Annotated in this window: 13 protein-coding genes; 11 read left to right on the forward strand and 2 right to left on the reverse strand. The window is 67.5% G+C overall.

Going from position 1 to position 16,684, the window contains the following annotated elements; translation table 11 throughout:
* Positions 1–4: 4 nt before the first annotated feature.
* The gene (locus tag ASE39_RS02825; RefSeq protein WP_010463232.1) at positions 5–763 is read right to left on the reverse strand and encodes a carbonic anhydrase family protein; all 759 of its coding nucleotides are present in this window, start codon (positions 761–763) and stop codon (positions 5–7) included.
* Positions 764–1,018: 255 nt separating this feature from the next.
* Between ASE39_RS02825 and ASE39_RS02830 the strand changes: the two genes are divergently transcribed.
* The 5 genes from ASE39_RS02830 to ASE39_RS02850 all read left to right on the forward strand — a co-directional run bounded on the left by ASE39_RS02830 (position 1,019) and on the right by ASE39_RS02850 (position 5,263).
* The gene (locus ASE39_RS02830; RefSeq protein ID WP_057270110.1) at positions 1,019–1,624 is read left to right on the forward strand and encodes a response regulator transcription factor; all 606 of its coding nucleotides are present in this window, start codon (positions 1,019–1,021) and stop codon (positions 1,622–1,624) included.
* On the forward strand, positions 1,621–3,417 hold the full coding sequence (locus ASE39_RS02835) for a hybrid sensor histidine kinase/response regulator (protein WP_057270111.1): 1,797 nt from the start codon (positions 1,621–1,623) through the stop codon (positions 3,415–3,417). The genes ASE39_RS02830 and ASE39_RS02835 overlap by 4 nt, the downstream gene beginning before the upstream one ends.
* A 153-nt stretch (positions 3,418–3,570) precedes the next feature.
* On the forward strand, positions 3,571–3,963 hold the full coding sequence (locus ASE39_RS02840) for an MAPEG family protein (protein ID WP_242421347.1): 393 nt from the start codon (positions 3,571–3,573) through the stop codon (positions 3,961–3,963).
* The gene (locus ASE39_RS02845) at positions 3,951–4,841 is read left to right on the forward strand and encodes an alpha/beta hydrolase (RefSeq protein WP_057270112.1); all 891 of its coding nucleotides are present in this window, start codon (positions 3,951–3,953) and stop codon (positions 4,839–4,841) included. Before ASE39_RS02840 ends, ASE39_RS02845 begins: the two co-directional genes overlap by 13 nt.
* A gap of 62 nt (positions 4,842–4,903) precedes the next feature.
* Entirely contained in the window at positions 4,904–5,263 is a 360-nt protein-coding gene (locus tag ASE39_RS02850; protein WP_010463221.1) for a 5-carboxymethyl-2-hydroxymuconate Delta-isomerase, read from the forward strand.
* Positions 5,264–5,409: 146 nt separating this feature from the next.
* Here ASE39_RS02850 and ASE39_RS02855 read toward each other — a convergent pair whose 3' ends face one another.
* Positions 5,410–7,221 (reverse strand): chorismate-binding protein, encoded by a 1,812-nt coding sequence (locus ASE39_RS02855; protein WP_057270314.1) that lies wholly within the window; start codon positions 7,219–7,221, stop codon positions 5,410–5,412.
* Positions 7,222–7,476: 255 nt separating this feature from the next.
* Between ASE39_RS02855 and ASE39_RS02860 the strand changes: the two genes are divergently transcribed.
* The 6 genes from ASE39_RS02860 to ASE39_RS02885 are packed head-to-tail and all read left to right on the forward strand — an operon-like array spanning position 7,477 to position 16,626.
* Entirely contained in the window at positions 7,477–9,702 is a 2,226-nt protein-coding gene (locus ASE39_RS02860; RefSeq protein WP_057270113.1) for a TonB-dependent siderophore receptor, read from the forward strand.
* A 9-nt stretch (positions 9,703–9,711) separates the two neighbouring features.
* Positions 9,712–11,217 (forward strand): Y4yA family PLP-dependent enzyme, encoded by a 1,506-nt coding sequence (locus tag ASE39_RS02865; protein ID WP_242421348.1) that lies wholly within the window; start codon positions 9,712–9,714, stop codon positions 11,215–11,217.
* A gap of 4 nt (positions 11,218–11,221) precedes the next feature.
* Positions 11,222–12,265, forward strand: coding sequence for a cysteine synthase family protein (locus ASE39_RS02870; protein WP_057270114.1), 1,044 nt, complete (start codon positions 11,222–11,224; stop codon positions 12,263–12,265).
* An 11-nt stretch (positions 12,266–12,276) separates the two neighbouring features.
* Complete coding sequence (locus tag ASE39_RS02875) at positions 12,277–13,416, forward strand: NAD/NADP octopine/nopaline dehydrogenase family protein (protein WP_057270316.1); 1,140 nt, start codon at positions 12,277–12,279, stop codon at positions 13,414–13,416.
* A 25-nt stretch (positions 13,417–13,441) separates the two neighbouring features.
* Positions 13,442–15,361 (forward strand): IucA/IucC family protein, encoded by a 1,920-nt coding sequence (locus ASE39_RS02880; protein WP_082615302.1) that lies wholly within the window; start codon positions 13,442–13,444, stop codon positions 15,359–15,361.
* Positions 15,361–16,626, forward strand: coding sequence for an MFS transporter (locus tag ASE39_RS02885; RefSeq protein ID WP_057270115.1), 1,266 nt, complete (start codon positions 15,361–15,363; stop codon positions 16,624–16,626). Before ASE39_RS02880 ends, ASE39_RS02885 begins: the two co-directional genes overlap by 1 nt.
* Positions 16,627–16,684 lie beyond the last annotated feature (58 nt).

The following is a 16,684-nucleotide window of genomic DNA, read 5'->3' on the forward strand; positions in this document are numbered from 1 at the left end:
ACCGTCAGGCGCTTTCCTTCACCACCCGTCCGTTGAGCGGCTGCAGCGGCCGCGCGTTGGCGTTGTAGAGCTGGCGAAACGCCTTGATCTGCTGGGCGCCCAATTTCACAGGCTCCTTGAGCACCATCCACTGAACCCCCTCAGAACAGGGCGGCGTGGTCAATGAGCCGGCAAAGCTGTAGTAGCCCTTCTTGGCAGGCAAGAGGGTGCTGGCATCCAGGCTCAGGCCATCGACCGTCACCTGCTCACCCACACGCGGCAAGTGCGCAAAGATGGGCGCCCAGGCCGCGTTGGTCTTGCCGGTCTGGAGCAGCACCGCCACCACGCCCAGCCCACCGTCCGCGCCCTTGTGCACAAAGTGCGCCACCATGGCCGCATGCTTGCCACCAATGGCCTCCTCGCTGGGGGTGTGAAAGTGGAACTGCAGCAGGTCCATCGGCTTGCCATCCACCACCAGCTTGCTGCCCGCGGGCATGTTCACCTGCACGGTATGCCCGTTGTTGACCAGCGTGGGGGCACCGGCCGCGTACTGGAAGTCCAGCGCGGGCAACGCCTCTTTCACGGTCTTGCGAATGTCGATGGGGCTCTGCGCCGCACCGCGCGCGCAGGCCTCGAAGCCTGGCTCCAGCGCCCCCCAGTGGGTGGCGCCGTGTTTGCCCTTGTACTCCCAATGCGGGTGAGCCCCTTGGGCACCGGCCCAGGTGGCCGCACACAGCGCCAGGGCCGCCACGGTGGTGTGTCGAATCAATGTTTGGTATTTCATGGTTTTATTGAAGACAGGTGAGGAAATGCTGCAGCCTGCCTGCATATTGGCCCCGAGCACAGCGGCCCCTTCGGATTTCGCCCTGGAAGGCTTCTGGCAACACGGCAGCAACACACAAACCGGCACACAACGCGGGCCCCACAACGCGCAGGGCCGCCCGGATTCTGAGCAAACGGCTTGCCGTACGGCAACAGAAATTGCACAAGGCCCTGATGCCGTGTCAAACAAGCCACGGCGTACACCACAATCCCCGGCATGAAACTCCTGCTGGTGGACGACCACCCCCTGTTCTGTGTGGGCTTCGCACACGCGCTTGCCCAGGCGCTGCCGGCGGCGCAGGTACTGACCGCGCCCACGCTGGACGCTGGGCTGCAGGCGGCAGCGGGCGAGCAGGACCTGGACCTGGTGCTGCTGGACCAGCGCCTGGGCGCCCACACCGGCCTGGAGGGCCTGCGGCTTTTTGCCGCGCAGTTCCCACTCGTCGCCCGCGTACTGATATCGGGCGACGAAGACCCCGCGCTGGCTGCAGCGGCGCGTGGCGCCGGGGCGAGCGGCTTTCTTGGAAAATCACAGCCCGTGCCTGCACTGGCGGCCGCGCTGCAGCGCATTGCCGAAGGGGGCGTGGTGTTTGAAACTCCAGCACCTCCGCAGGCCAGCGCCGCCCTCACCCCCACAGCTCGGCAGCGCGAGGTGTTGCAGCTGGTGGCCCTGGGGCACCCCAACAAGCGCATCGCACAGGAACTGGGTATCGCCGAACGCACCGTCAAGCTCCACGTCACTGCGTTGCTGGACACCCTGCAGGCGCGCAACCGCACCCACTTGCTGGTGGTGGCCCGCGCACAGGGGCTGCTGCAGCGATGACACGGCCCGAACCTGCAGCCGCAGCCGTGGCCGTGGACACCGAGGCCCTAGATGCGCTGTACCGGGGGGCGCCCATGGCCGCCCTGGTGGGGGTGGTGGAGGCTTTTTTCCTCAGCGTGCTGTTCTGGCGCGATGTGCCTGCAACTTCCATCGCCTGGTGGCTGGTCGCGTTTGCGGCCGTGCGCGGTCTGCGCATCGGCCTGGGCCTGGCGTACCGCCGTGCGGGGGCGCTGCAGCCAGGCCGCAACGCCTTCTGGGCCTGCTGGGTGGTGGCCTGCGCACTGGCCCAGGCGCTGGCCTGGGGGGCCGGCAGCTGGGTGCTGGTGGCCCCCCACAACGTGGTGGCCGAGATGGCCTTGCACATTGGCCTGGCCGCCGTGGTGCTGGGCAGCGTCACGCACCTGGCCCACCACCTGCCCGCCCTGGCGGCCTATGCCGCCGGTGTGTTCGGCCCGCTGGCCCTGCGCGATGTGCTGGTGGGCCAGCCTCTGCACTATGCGCTGGCGCTGGCCTCAGTGCTGATGGCCTTGTACGTATGGCGCAGCGGCCGGGTACAGGCGCATACGCTTGCGCAAGCCCGCGCACAACGCCAGGAGAAGCTGGCCCTGATCGATGCCTTGCAGCGCGAAAACGAAGCCACCCGGCAGGCACGCGCCGACGCCGAGGCCGCACATGCCTCCAAAGCCCGCTTTCTGGCCGCCATCGGCCACGACCTGCGCCAGCCCCTCAATGCCCTGGGGCTGCTCACACACACGCTGCGCCACGCTCCCACAGCCACTACACCCGACAGGGTGCAGGAGTTGTCCGGCGCCATCGCCGAATGTGTGGGTAGCATGGGAGCGCTGGTGGAGGGCCTGCTGGAACTGTCGCGGCTGGATGCACGCAGCCTCACGCCCCGACCCACGGCCTTTGCGCTGCAGGGCTTGTTCGATGAAATGACCGGCAACTTCGCTGCCGTGGCGCGAGAACGGGGGCTGGACTTGCAGATTGCTACCACCCCGGCCACCGTGTGGGGCGACCGCGCCCTGCTGGCGCGCGTGTTGTCCAACCTGGTGTCGAACGCCATCCGCTATACGCCCGCAGGGTTTGTGCGCGTTGACGCTGTGCAGGAAGGCGGAGCCCTCACCGTGGGCGTGCACGATTCGGGCGTGGGCATGGAGGCTGCCGAGTTGCCGCGCATCTTTGACGAGTACTACCAGATCGACAACCCGCAGCGCAACCGCAGCCAGGGGCTGGGCCTCGGGCTGGCCACCGCCAAACGGCTGAGCGACTTGCTGGGGCTCGACCTCGCGGTGGAATCCACCCTCGGTCAGGGCAGCTGCTTCAGCCTGCGCCTTCCATTGGCGAAGCCCGCCCCTGCCGCCGCGCTGCAGGCACAGCCCGCCGAGGCCACCACACCTGCGCACCTCGCGGGACGGCGGATTCTGGTGCTTGAAGACGATGCGGATTCACGCAAGGCGCTCTGCGGGCTGCTGGCAACCTGGGGCTGCGCTGTGGTCGAGGCCAGCGATCTGGAGACCGCTCTGGCGCTGATGCCCCGTGCGGACACACCCGCAGATCCCATCGACGCCCTGGTGGTGGATCTGCGCCTGCCCGGCGCAGACGACGGGGTAGAAGCGATCGCACGCCTGCGCCAGGCACTGGGCAGCACCGTACCGGCCCTGCTGGTCACGGCAGATGCCCACCAGGCCGACGTGCAGCAGCGGGCCACGGCGGCCGGCCTGCCCCTGCTGCCCAAGCCCATTGCGCCGATGAAGCTCCGGGCCTTTCTGCAAAGCCACACGCCGGTCTGACCAACCCACCACCGGTGGCGTGCCCCACCCCCACGCGCCCACCCGTGCAAGCCACTGTGCTGGGCGCACACACCTGCCCTTTGGTGCTATTGGCGATGGCGCCCGGGCTTTCTAAGCTTGTGGCTTCTTTACCGACAACCACTCCATTCATCCATGTCCACCTTTAGCTTGGCAGCCACCACCTTGGTCACGTTGGCGCTGCTGTTGACGGCCCTGTCCCTTCACGTGTCGCGCCTGCGCATGCGCTACCGGCAGACCTGGGGAGACGGAGGCCACAAGGATCTGGCTGCGGCCATCCGCACGCATGGCAACACGCTCGAACAGTCGATGCTGTTCGGCCTGCTCCTGCTGGCCCACGCGCCGCTCCACAGTTCAACGCCCGGGGCGCTGGCGGTGGCCTGCGCGGGTTTTGTGTTGGCGCGGCTGCTCTATTGCATGGGCGCCTTGACCCGGCGGCTGGCGTGGCGGCAGGCCGCACACGCCTTCACGCTGCTCACCCAACTCACGGCCACGGCGCTGCTGGCACACACCGCATGGACCGCCTGACGCCCACGCTGCGGCACTGGCAGGCCCAGGGCGGCATGGTCGCGCTGGGCGGCCATCGCCTTTTCGTGGCACAAGCGGGCCAACACGGCAGCGTGTTGCTGCTCATCCATGGCTACCCCACCAGCTCGTACGACTGGCATCCGCTGTGGGCGCCCCTGGCCACACGCCACCGCCTCATCGCGCCGGACCTGCTGGGCATGGGCTTTTCCGACAAGCCCGCGGACCACACCTACGGCATCGAAAACCATGCAGACCTGCTGGAGGCGCTGCTGGACCGGCTGGGTGTGCAACAGGTGCACATCGTCGCCCACGACCTGGGGGTGAGCGTGGCCCAGGAGATGCTGGCGCGGCGGCAGACCCACCCATTGGCGCCACGCATCCAGTCGCTCACCCTGCTCAACGGCGGCGTCTGCCCCGAGGCGTACCAGCCGCGCATGCTGCAGCACCTGCTGTCATCACCCTTGGGCCGCTGGATCGCGCCGCGCATTCCCCAAAAAGCGTTCGAGCGCACCATCACGCGCCTTTTTGGCCCACAGACCCTTCCTTCCCCTGCGCTGCTGCAAGACTTCTGGGCGCTGGTCAACCACCACAACGGCCGCGCCATCAGCCACAAGACCGGGCACTTCTACATCGACCGCATGGCCCTGCGGGACCGCCTGGTAGGGCCGCTGCTGCAGCACGTGGTGCCGGTGCGGCTGATCAACGGCGCGGCCGACCCGAACTCGGGCGCCCACATGGCGGCGCGCTATCGCACGCTGGTGCCCGATGCCGACGTGGTGTCGCTGCCCGGCATCGGCCACTGGCCACAGATCGAGGCGCCTGGCCAGGTGCTGCAGGCATTGGAAGAATTTTTGCAAAAGCACGACCAGAGCGGGTGACCCAGCAGAAGGGGTGGGGTCGGGGCCCTTAAACTGGTGCACTGCCCAAGACCGGAATCACCATGCCCCACCTCACCGTCGAATACTCCGCCAACCTGCCCCACTACCCCGAGGCCGAAACCCTCACCGCCCTGAACGCCACACTGTGCGACCACCCCCAGGTGCAGGACGAAGCCGACCTGAAGACCCGCTTCATCGTGGCCGACAGCTTCGAGATCGGCACCGCCCCGGCGAACCGCGCCTTTGTGCATGCGCAACTGCGCCTGCTCGCGGGCCGCACGCCCGAGGCCAAGAAGGAGCTCTCCGAACGCATCGCCGCCGTGCTGCGCGAACGCACGCCCAAGCCCCAGGGCGTGATGGTGCAGCTGAGCGTGGAAGTGGTGGACATGGACCGGGGCTCGTACGCCAAAGAACGGCTCTGAGCAAAAGCTGGAACAGGTTTTCAGAAACCTGGGCCGGTGCGAAGGGCCTGGATTTGATAAAAATCCGGCCCTGGCGCTTATCCAAAATCAATTGTTAGCTATATTTTTAATAGCAAACAGATTCTGCGCACCCAATCCCAGGCGCCTCAGCCCTGGCCTGCGGCCAACAGCTCTGCCGCCAGCCAGCCACGCAGGCTGTTGATGAACGCCCAGCCCTGCACGCGGGGCAGGTCCTGCAGCCGCACCACGGCCTCCTCCACACGCCCCTCGCGCAGCGCCACCGCGCGGCCCACGCCGGGCAGCAGGCCACAGGCCAGCGGCGGCGTGACCCAGCGGCCATCGAGCAGCAGGGCGATATTGCCAAAGGTACTTTCGGTGATCTCTCCCGCCTCGTTCCACAACACGGTGTCGAACACCCCGTCGGCCGTGGGCGCAAAGGCCGCGTAGTGCGCGCGGCGCGTGGTCTTGTGGCGCACGAATTCGCCATGGGCCTCCGGTAGTGGGCTGCGCGCCAGCTGCAGGCGCACGGGCTCGGGCGTGGGGGCCAGTGCAAAGGCCTCGGCCCGGGGCTCGCCAGTGGCATTGAGCAGCAAACGCACACGCCAAGGGCCCGTGCCGTGCCCGGCGGCCAGCATCCTCAGGCACTGCTCAACCTTCTCGCCATCGAAGGGGTAGCCAAAATGCACCGCCGCTGCCTGCAGGCGCGCCAGGTGTTCGGGCAGATGCCGCCACTGGCCGTCCACCAGCGCCAAAGTTTCCAGCAGGTCAAAAGGCTGGCTCGCACGCTCCACGAAGGCGCGCTTGTGGCGCCACTCGTTCCATTCAGCGTCCGCTTGCGCGCCCGAGGTGATGCCACTGCCAATGCCGCAGGTGGCCTGGGTGTGGCCGCCTTCGGTGCGCAGCACCACGGTGCGGATGGGCACGTTGAAGGTGGCGGCCACGCGGTGCTGGCCATCCGCCCCGGCGGCACCCAGGGGCCGCACCACGCCCACGGCACCGCAGTACACGCCGCGCGGCGCGGGCTCCACCGCATGGATCATCTGCATCGCGCGCACCTTGGGCGCACCGGTGATGGAGCCGCAGGGAAACAGCGCGGCAAACACCTCGGTGAGCGTAGTCCCCGGGCGCGTGCGGGCCACCACATCGGACGTCATCTGCCACACGGTGGGCAGGGCCTCGGTGGCAAACAGCGCGGGCACACGCACGCTGTGCGGCAGCGCGATGCGGGATATGTCGTTGCGCAGCAGGTCCACGATCATCACGTTCTCGGCCCGCTCCTTGGGCGACGAGCGCAGGTGCGCAGCGTTGGCCACATCCTGCGCAGGCGTGGCGCCCCGTGGAGCGGTGCCTTTCATGGGGCGCGCCAGGATGGCTCCACCCGCCGGGTCACCATGGGCACCGCTTTCCCAGTCAAAGAACAATTCGGGCGACACCGAAAGCACCTGTTCGTTGCCGGTGTCGATGAACGCGGCATAACCGCCGGGTTGCGACCGCTGCAAAGCCTGGAACAAGGCCTGTGCACTGCCCTGCAGCAACGGGCCCGACAGGGGCGCGGTGTAGTTGACCTGGTACAGCTCGCCATCGCCGATGGCCTGGTGAATGCGGTCCAGGGCTGCATCGAATTCCGGGCGCGAGGGGCCCGAGGTCCACGCCACATGGGCGACATCGGCCGCGGCATCCCCAGGCCACGGCAGCGCTTCGTCATGGACGGCAAACCAGGCCAGCGGCCCCTGGGCGGCATGCACCTGCAAGGCTGGATCGAAGGCCGGAGCCGCCTCGTAGCGCACGTAGCCCACGCACCATGCGCCTGCCTGCGCGGCAGCCTGCACGGCATCCAGAACGGGGCGCACCTCGGCCAGGTCACGGGCCAACAGCACGGCGCGGGGTGCGCGGAAGGCATGGCGAAGGCGGGGCGCTGACGGGGCCAGCGCGGCACTGAAGTCGATGCAGGAATTCATGGAAATGGCAGGCGCGGCAGCAGCACCTTGAAGGAAACGGGCGCCTGCGGCAAACAAGGGCAGCCGCCTATCGTAAACGCCACAAGGCACGGATTCAGCGGAGGGTGGGCAGCGCGGTCCTGTTGCAAGTGCAAGCAAAAAAAGCGATCAAATGCGAATAATTCTTGTTTATAATTTTTAACCAACGGCGCCTTGCCATGCGCCCCAAGCAGCCAGCCGTCGCCAGCCAGCCTCCTGTCCCCTCAAGGAACCACTGTGCTGCCACCGACCGTGCCAGGCTCTCTGCCTTCTTCTTCGTTGGACGCCGCTCGTGCGGCCCCCCTTCACCCCCTCGCAGCCGCCACACGCCTGGCGCTCGCCAGTCTGGTCACGGCCGGCATCATGGCCCCGGCAGGCGCTCAGACCGCCTCTCCGGACGCCGCCGACCGCCCCCGTGCCCTGCCCGAGGTCGAGGTCACGGCAGACAGCGATGCAGGGCTGCCCGCCCCGATCGGCAACGGACACACGGCGCGCGGCGGCCGGCTGGGGCTGCTGGGCAACACCGACACCCTGAACGCACCGCTCAGCGCCACCAGCTACACCTCGCAGATGGTGCAGGACCAACAGGCCGTCACCATTGCCGACATCGTGAAGAACGATTCGTCGGTCCGGCTCTCGGGCCACTCCGGCGACCAGCTGGACTCGTTCTTCATCCGCGGCTTCCCGGTGGGTGACCAGAACTCGGGCGAAATCGCCTTTGACGGCGTCTATGGCATTGCCCCCAACTACCGCGTGCTGGCCGACTACGCGGAGCGCATCGAGCTGGTCAAAGGGCCCGCAGCGCTGCTGTTTGGCATGTCCCCGGCCAGCAGCGTGGGCGGCACCATCAACATCGTGCCCAAGCGTGCCACCAGTGCCCCGCTGACACGGATCTCCGCCGACGTCGGCCCCTCCGCGCAGGGTGGCGGCCAGATCGACCTGAGCCGCCGGTTTGGCCCCGAACGCCAGTGGGGCGTGCGCATCAACGGCAGCCACCACCAAGGCGACACGCTGCTGGACAACCAGTCGCGCAAGGCGGACGTGGGAGCGATCGCGCTCGACTACCAGGGCGAACGGCTGCGCGCCACCGTGGACGCCATCGCGCAAAAGGAAAGTGTCGATGCGCCACAGCGCCGGCCGTTTCTGGCCGCGGGGGCCACGGCCGTCCCCGCAGCACCCGATGGCCGGCGCAACGTGAGCCAGCCGTGGGAATGGTTTGAAACCACCGACCGCTCCCTGCTGCTGCGCCTGGAATACGACCTGAACGACCAGACCACCGTGTTCGCCAACGCAGGCGGCGGGCGCACACGGGTAGACCGGCTTTTTGGCAACCCCACCCTGCTCAATGTGCGGGGCGACACCAGCACGTTGCCGCAGCGCTTTCAGTTCGAGGTGGACCGGAGCACGGCGGACGCCGGGCTGCGCACCAAGTTCGCCACCGGCGGCGTCCGCCACACGGTCACGCTGCAGGCCAGCACCTACCACGACCGCCTGGGCCGTGGGTCCGTCAACGGCACCACCGTGTTGTCCAACATCTACGCGCCGGTGAACAGCCCGGCGCAGAACGTGGCCGCCCCGGCCCAGGTCGCGCGGGTGGCCGACACGCAGCTGTCCAGCATCGCGCTGGCCGATACCCTGTCGATGCTGGACGACCGGGTGCAGGTGCTGCTGGGCGTGCGCCGCCAGCGTGTGGAGTCCGACAACTTCAACACCACCACGGGCGCCATCGCTTCGTCGTACGACCAGAGCGCAGTGACGCCGCTGGCGGGCCTGGTGGTCAAACCCTGGCAGAACGTGGCGCTTTACGCCAACTACATCGAAGGCCTGAGCAAGGGCGACATCGCGCCGGCCACGGCCTCCAACGCGGGTGAGGTGTTTGCGCCCTACAAGGCCAAACAAAAGGAAATCGGCGCCAAGTTCGAATGGGGCCGGATGATCAGCTCGCTGAGCCTGTTCGAGATCACCAAGCCCAGCGGCCAGCAGACCAGCGGCCTGTTTGCGGTGGATGCCAAGCAGCGCAATCGGGGCGTGGAGTGGAACGCCTCCGGCCGAGTGGTGCCTGGAGTCTCCGTCACCGGTGGCGTGACGCTGCTGCAGGGTGTGCTGAGTCAGACCAACAGCGCGACCACGCAGGGCAAGAAAGCCATCGGCGTCCCCTCGGTGCAGGCCAACCTGGGACTGGAATGGGATCTGCCCTGGGTACCCGGCCTGGCGCTGAGCGGGGGCATCACCCACACCGGCAAGCAGTATGTGGACCGCGCGAACACACTGGGCATTCCATCGTGGACCACCGCAGACATGGGCGCCCGCTACCGCACACAGATCGGCGGCAAGCCCACGACGTTCCGCGCCAACCTGCGCAACGTGGCAGACCGCGCCTACTGGGCCAGCGTGTCGCAGTACGGCAGCCTGGTGCAGGGTGCGCCACGCTCCCTGGTGGTGTCGGCCACCGTTGATTTCTGAGGCACCGCCATGCGAGCCCAGCACCATGGTGAGTTGGCGGACTTGGCGGGCATGAACAAAGTTACGGCGGCGCACCGGCATGCCCCCCCCGTACCCGCAGCGGTGCCAACGCCGCAGCCCCCGCCTGCGGCCACTGCAGCCAAGGGGTACCCAACCCTGCCGCCGCTGATGGACGAAGCGGTGGCAGCACTGGTGCACGCATCACCCGCGATGCTGCCGGGCCTGGTTGCCCAGTACGGCTCGCCGCTGCACCTCATCTGGCCGCAACGGCTGCAGGACAACGTGCGCAAGCTGGTGGCCGTGCTGCAGTCCCACCCCATGCCCTTTGAGATTTTTTACGGGGCCAAGGTCAACAAGTCGCCCGCCCTGGTCCGCGCGGCCGTGCAGGCCGGCATCGGCGTGGACGTATCCAGCCTCTACGAGGCGGCTGACGCACTGCGTGCTGGCGCAGACCCCACGCGGCTGTGCGCCACCGGCCCGGCCAAGACCCGGGCGTTCCACAAGCTGCTGCTGGACAACACATCCCTCATTTCCATCGACTCGCTGCAGGAGCTGCAGGACCTGGATCACTGCCTGCAGTCTACCGGCGCGGGCCAGCGGGCGCGTGTGCTGCTGCGCTACCGGCCGCAGGCATTGGCCACCAGCCGCTTTGGCATGGACGCTGGCGACCTGCGCGCGGGCCTTGCCCGATTGGCCAACCCAGAGGCACGCCTGGTTCTGGAGGGCTTTCACTTCCATCTGTCGGGCTATGCGGTCGAGCCGCGTGTGCAAGCCGTGCGCGAGCTGCTGCCCTGGGTGCACGAAGCCCGCCGGATGGGGCTGAACGCCCGGATGCTGGACATCGGCGGTGGCCTGCCCATTCGCTATGTGGACACCGCCGCTTACAGCGCTTTTCTCGCAGCGCAGGATGGCGCGCACTACCGCAGCGGCAAGGTGCCCACATCGTTCTACCCCTATGGCGGACCCGTGGACGCCTGCCTGTGGATGGAGCAACTGCTGTGCTCGGCGTGCACGGAGGGCATGACCGTGGCGCAGGCCCTGCACGCGGCAGGCCTGACGCTGGCCATCGAACCCGGGCGAAGCTTGGTGGACCAGGCCGCCATTTCGGTCTTTCGCGCCACGCGGGTGAAACCCCTGGGCGACGGGCGGTATGTGATTTTTGTGGAAGGCAGCAGCTTCAGCGCCTGCGAGACCTGGTTCGGCTCCGAGTTCCTGGTGGACCCCGTGCTGGTGCCAGGGGATAGCAGCGGATCGCCCTCCACGCCGCCACAGGCTTGCCATGCCTACATCGCCGGGCACAGCTGCCTGGACGACGATGTTCTGACCCACCGCTGGATCAGTTTTGCACGTGTGCCGCAGGCCGGGGACCTGCTGGTGTATGCCAACACCGCGGGCTACCAGATGGACCTGCTGGAAAACGAGTTTCACCGCCATCCCATGCCCCGCCGCATTGTGGTCACCCGCACTGCGGCCGGTGGCATGGCCTTTTCGCCAGACGACGACCGAACGGAGTAAAGACATGATTCTCAGCAAAGTGACGGACCTGATCGGAAACACGCCCATCCTGGGCATCCCGATCCCTTCGAAGAAAACGCGGCTGCTGCTCAAGATCGAGAAGAACAACCCGGGCGGGAGCATCAAGGACCGCATGGCGCGCAACATGATCGTCGCGGCGATGCGCTCCGGCCGCTTGCAGCCCGGGGGCGTGGTGGTGGAGTCTTCGTCAGGCAACACCGGCATTGGCCTGGCCATTGCCGCCATCGAGTTCGGCCTGCGCTTTATCGCGGTGGTGGACCACCATGCCGCGCCCGACAAGATCGCCGTGATGCGCGCACTGGGTGCGGAGATCCGCTACGTGGAGGGCGACTACCGCGAGGACGAGGTGGCCGTGGTGGAGCGCCAGCGCCTGGCGGCCGAGGTGGCCTCCAAGATCCCCGGTGCGGTGTTCATGAACCAGTCGGACAACGTGGCCAACGCGGGCGGCTACTTCGACTTCGTGCGCGAAGTGATCGACCAGGTCCGAGGCCCGGTGGACGCGTATGTGGGCTGCGTGGGCACGGGTGGCTCGATGACGGGCATTGCACGCGGGCTCAAGCTGCACAACCCCCGCACCCGCACCATCGCGGTCGAGCCTGCGGGCTCCATCATCTTTGGGCAGCCAGGGCGGCCGTACTACCAGTCGGGCACGGGCACGCCCAAGGGAGACACCGTGGGCCTGGTGCTGGACTACAGCTGCATCGACCTGGGCGTGCAGGTGACCGATGCACAGGCCTTTGAAACCGCCCGCTACTTCGCGCAGCACACGGGCCTTCTGGTGGGCGGCTCCACCGGCGGCGTGCTCTACAAGGCCCTGGAGTTCATCCACAGCGGCATGATCGCGGGCAACGTGGTGGCGGTGGTGGCCGACGGGGGCGAGAAGTACCTGCACACCGTGTTCAACGAGGCTTGGCTCAAGGAGCGCAACATCATCGACCCCACGGTCTGGGCGCAGCTCGACGGCTGGCTGGCCAAGGACGTGGTGGAAGAACTGCCGCGTGCCAACGACCGGCTGAAGGTGGCCTGAACGTGGGTGCCATGCAAGACCTGAATGTCGTCGTCTGCGGCGGCGGGCGGACGGGGCACCTGAACGCGGTGTTGTTCAAGCAGGTGCCCGGCGTTCGCGTGTCCCTGCTCACAACACGGCAGGACGTCATCGCACACCACCAGGAAAGCCCCGGCGGCCTCACCGCCTTGGTGCCGGACTCCCCCCCGCTGCGGGCGCGGCTGGATGCAGTGGGCCACGATACCACCTTGGTCGCCCACGCAGACCTGGTGATCCTCACCGTGCCGGCCCACGTGCGTGCCGCCTGGCTGCGCGGCATGGTGCAGGCGCTGCCGCGCGACAAACCCGTGTATGTGGGGGCCATTCCGGGCTTTTGCGGTTTTGACTGGCTGGCCGAGAACATCCTGGCAGAACGGCCCAACGCCGTGATCTGGGGCATGAAGGACGTGCCCCACACCGCGTACGACCTGCACCCCGGTGTTTCGGTGCGCATGGGGGGCGCCAAGCAGGTGCTTCACGTCGGCACCCACGCCCGGGAAAGCGCCAGCGCACGCACCGCCCTGCAACGGATGCTGCAGCGCCTGTACGCAGCGCCGGTGGAGTTGCTCGACCACTACCTCGAAATCACGCTGACACCGGGCAACCCCATCATGCACAGTTCGGTGGTCTATGGATTGGCAGGCCCCTACAGCCAGTGGCACGGACGCACCTTTCCTGCCCCCGTCTGCTGGTGGACGGACTGCACCGAGCTGGGCGCGTATTTCCTCGCGCGCAGCGACGAAGAAAACCAGCGGCTGTGCAAGGCCGCCGAGCAACGCCTGGGCATCAACCTGTCGTCGGTCAAACCCCTGCACCAGGAGATCGTCGAAGCCTACGGAGACCAGATACGCGACCCCCGCACCTTGCTGTCCGTGCTGCGCTCCAACCAGGCTTACGACGCCATCGAAGCCCCGATGGTGCAGGCCGCCGGCCAACCCGGCTATGTGATCGACAAGGACAGCCGCGCGTTCCAGGAGGATGTCGCCTACGGCCTGGCCGTGCTGGTGGAAATGGGACGGCGGCTGGACGTGCCACTGCCCCACATCCAGGAGATCTTCGACTGGAACGTGGGCTACATGCAGGGCCTGCGCGGCTCGGCGCTCGACTACTTCCCATCCACCTGGCCCGCCTGACGGGCGTGCCCTGCCCTGTTTTCCCATGCACCTCTCTACCCATACCCTGACCCGGCCAGAACCCAACTCGGACTCCATCCCTCCGCCACAAGACGCACAGGCTTTCGCGCAGCACAACGCGCTGCGGCGCCTGGTGCGCTGCCTGTTCGCCGAAGGCATTCTCGACAGCGGGTCGCTGGTTTTTGCCCCCCACGGCAATACGGCCTGGTTTCCGCTGTGGGAACAACATGCCCTGGTGTATTTCTCCGCGCTGCGGGCCGCACCCGCCCGCACTTTCCTGCTCGACGGCACGATCACCCTGGTGGAGCCGAGCGGCAAGAAGACGGCCATCGACACCCCCGGCCAGCTCATCGACCTGCTCGCGCCCTGTTTTGACTTCACCGCCACGCCCCAGGGCGTCGCCGGGCTGAAGAACGACATGGCCAACAGCGTCGCCAATGACGCACTGGCACGCGGCCACCGCCGCCACTGGAACGAAGAACTGCGGCAAGCCATTTTGGACACCGGCTCCAAGGGCCTGGTGGACTGGGTGCGCCACCACCGTACCGCGCGGGATGCTGCGGTGCTGCTGGAGCAGTGGGGCTCGCTCGAAGGGCACCCTTTTTACCCCACCTGGAAGAGCAAGCCCCAGCTGAGCCCCGCCGAAGTCGCGCAGCTGTCACCGGAATTCAATGCATGCGTTCCCGTGCGCATCGCCGCGCTGCGGGCCGACATGGCCTATGTGGAGCGCATGCCCCATGTGCTGGACTACCGCACCTGGTTTTCCCAGCAGTTCCCGGACGTGTGGCAGCGCTGGAGCGATAGCCTTCGGGCACGGCGGCAGAACGCCGACGACTGGCTGCCCCTGCCCATTCACACGTGGCACCTGGAGCACTACGTGAAGGAAACCTACGCGGACGAAATAGCCGAGGGTGTGCTCGTCACCGACGGCATCGACATCGACACCCGCCCTACCATGTCGTTTCGCACCATGGTGCCGCAGCTGCCTGGGGCCACGCCGTTCATCAAGCTGCCCCTGGCGCTGTGGCTCACCAGCGAACAACGCAGCCTGCAGGCCAAGTCGATCCACATGGGGCCACGGATCAGCGCAGTGATCGAACGCATCCTGGCCGAGGAAAACGGCTTTGACCGTCGCCTTGAAATTTTTCCCGAAGAAGTGGCGCTGCACTACCGCCACGCGGTCCGCCAGGAGGACCGCCCGGGGCGACACCTCTCGGTGGCCTACCGCGCGGCCCGCCAGGCGCTGGACCGCGGCGACGGTCTGCTGCCCATCACGGTCGCCACCTTCTTCACGGCTTCGCCGCTGGACGGACGACCACTGGTGACCGAACTGATCGAACGCACCACGGGCCGCGCCACGCCCGAAACGGTGGGCGCGTATTTTCGGCAGTACGCGCACGCCGTCACACGGCCTGTGGTGGCGATCTACCTGCTCTACGGCATCGGTCTGGAGGCCCATCAGCAAAACACGTCCGTGCTGTGCGCCGAGGATGGCAGCCCCCGGGGCCTGCTGATCCGGGACTTTGGCGACGGGCGCACGTTTGCCCCGCTGCTGGAAGCACGCGGCCACACCCTGCAACCCTATGTGCACCCGGGCATCCTGCCCACCGTCTTCCGGGACGACATCGAGCCCGTGCGCACCTTTGTGCTGGACGCCTGTTTTGTTTGCCACCTGCATGAACTGGCCCTGGCGCTCACACACGAGTACCAGTTGCCCGCCACCTGGCTGTGGGAGATTCTTCGCGAGGAAACCGAAGGCGCCTTCGATGCGGTGCAGGCGCGCGTCGAGCCGCAGTTCTGGTGCTCGGAACGCGAACAGTTTCTGCATGCGGCCTGGCCCACGCGCTCGGTGTTGCGCATGCACCTGCAGCAATACGCAGACTACCGCCTGCAGCACCGGCTGCCCAACCCGCTGGGCGCGCCCCCGACCTGCGGGAAGGTGTGATGGCCCCCACGCCAGCCGCCTCCGGGGCCCTGCCCCGCCTGGTTCACGCGCTGTTCGTGATCCAGCTCATTTCCATGGGCGCCATGGAAATGAGCGGGCCTTTCTGGCCTGTGCACCTGCAATCGCTGGACGCATCGCCCGGCGTCCTGGCGTTTGCGGGCATTGCCGTGTATGTGGGCCCCATGCTGGGCGTGGCGCTCACCAGCACGTTCTGGGGCAAGGTGGGGGACCGCTTCGGGCACAAGCCCATGATGGTCCGTGCGCTCCTGGGCCTCGCAGTCACACAGCTGGCCCTGGCCTTCACGCAGGATGTCTGGACGGTCCTGGCGCTGCGCTTTCTGCAGGGGGCGTGCGCAGGCTATCTGGCACCAGCACAGGCCTACGGTGTGAGCGCCGTGGTGCCAGCGGTCCGGGGGCGCCTGTTTGCCTACCTGCAGGTGTCCACCAACGTGGGCTCGCTGGCGGGGGCACTGGCGGGCGGACTCATCCTGGACCACGCCACGTTCTTCTGGATCAACCTCAGCGCCGCACTGCTGTGCGCACTGTGCGCCGCCGCCGTAGCCGCACTGCTGCCGCCCCGTCCTGCCGCAGGCAGCGCCCTGGGCGTGACGGCGATCCCATCGCCGCCATCGCCATCAGGCAACGCAGCGCCGTTGCAACCACCATCCTGGTTTGCGTCCCCCGTGGCCGGGCTGCTGGCCGTGTTGGGCATCCTGCTGGTGGCCCGCATGCTCACGCAAACCCCGTTTGCGATGTATGTCCGCTCGGTGTTTGCCGTGGACAACTGGGTGGTAGGCCTGTGCTACGGGCTTCTTTCCATGGGGTTCATCGTGTCGGCCACACTCTGGGCGCGCTACTTCGAACGCCTGCAGGGCCCCGACGCCCTGGTCCGCATGGCCTGGGTGGCCGCCGCCTGCGCCTTGCTGACGGTGCTGGCGGGGGCCACCCACAGCGTGGCTTTTTTCATTGCACTGCACTTTGCCTGGGGGGTGCTGCTGGGCGCCACCACGCCGGTGCTGATGGCCCAGATTTCGCATGCCACGAGCGGGCAACGGCAGGGGCGCATTCTGGGCATGGCGCAGAGCACCGCCCAGTTCTCGTCCATGGCCGGCATCGCACTGGGCGGGGGCCTGACCCAGCTGCTGGGCTTGCACACCACCTACTTCCTCGTGGCGGGGGCCTATGCCTGCGCCCTCGCGGTCATCGTCGCCGTGCTGCGCCACAGCCGCGCCCGGCCAGGCGCAGCCAGCCTTGCCGGGCCGTGACCGGCAAGGCACAAGGCGCGTCGCTTCTTTTCCTACCCCACCCCTTCATTCACAAAGA

The sequence above is a fragment of the Acidovorax sp. Root267 genome (assembly GCF_001429215.1).
Classification (GTDB): Bacteria; Pseudomonadota; Gammaproteobacteria; order Burkholderiales; family Burkholderiaceae_C; genus Acidovorax; species Acidovorax radicis.

Coding starts and splice junctions, on each gene's coding strand:
- ASE39_RS02825 (WP_010463232.1), bottom strand. CDS start 763: ATGAAATACCAAACATTGATTCGACACACCACCGTGGCGGCCCTGGCG.
- ASE39_RS02830 (WP_057270110.1), top strand. CDS start 1,019: ATGAAACTCCTGCTGGTGGACGACCACCCCCTGTTCTGTGTGGGCTTC.
- ASE39_RS02835 (WP_057270111.1), top strand. CDS start 1,621: ATGACACGGCCCGAACCTGCAGCCGCAGCCGTGGCCGTGGACACCGAG.
- ASE39_RS02840 (WP_242421347.1), top strand. CDS start 3,571: ATGTCCACCTTTAGCTTGGCAGCCACCACCTTGGTCACGTTGGCGCTG.
- ASE39_RS02845 (WP_057270112.1), top strand. CDS start 3,951: ATGGACCGCCTGACGCCCACGCTGCGGCACTGGCAGGCCCAGGGCGGC.
- ASE39_RS02850 (WP_010463221.1), top strand. CDS start 4,904: ATGCCCCACCTCACCGTCGAATACTCCGCCAACCTGCCCCACTACCCC.
- ASE39_RS02855 (WP_057270314.1), bottom strand. CDS start 7,221: ATGAATTCCTGCATCGACTTCAGTGCCGCGCTGGCCCCGTCAGCGCCC.
- ASE39_RS02865 (WP_242421348.1), top strand. CDS start 9,712: ATGCGAGCCCAGCACCATGGTGAGTTGGCGGACTTGGCGGGCATGAAC.
- ASE39_RS02870 (WP_057270114.1), top strand. CDS start 11,222: ATGATTCTCAGCAAAGTGACGGACCTGATCGGAAACACGCCCATCCTG.
- ASE39_RS02875 (WP_057270316.1), top strand. CDS start 12,277: ATGCAAGACCTGAATGTCGTCGTCTGCGGCGGCGGGCGGACGGGGCAC.
- ASE39_RS02880 (WP_082615302.1), top strand. CDS start 13,442: ATGCACCTCTCTACCCATACCCTGACCCGGCCAGAACCCAACTCGGAC.
- ASE39_RS02885 (WP_057270115.1), top strand. CDS start 15,361: ATGGCCCCCACGCCAGCCGCCTCCGGGGCCCTGCCCCGCCTGGTTCAC.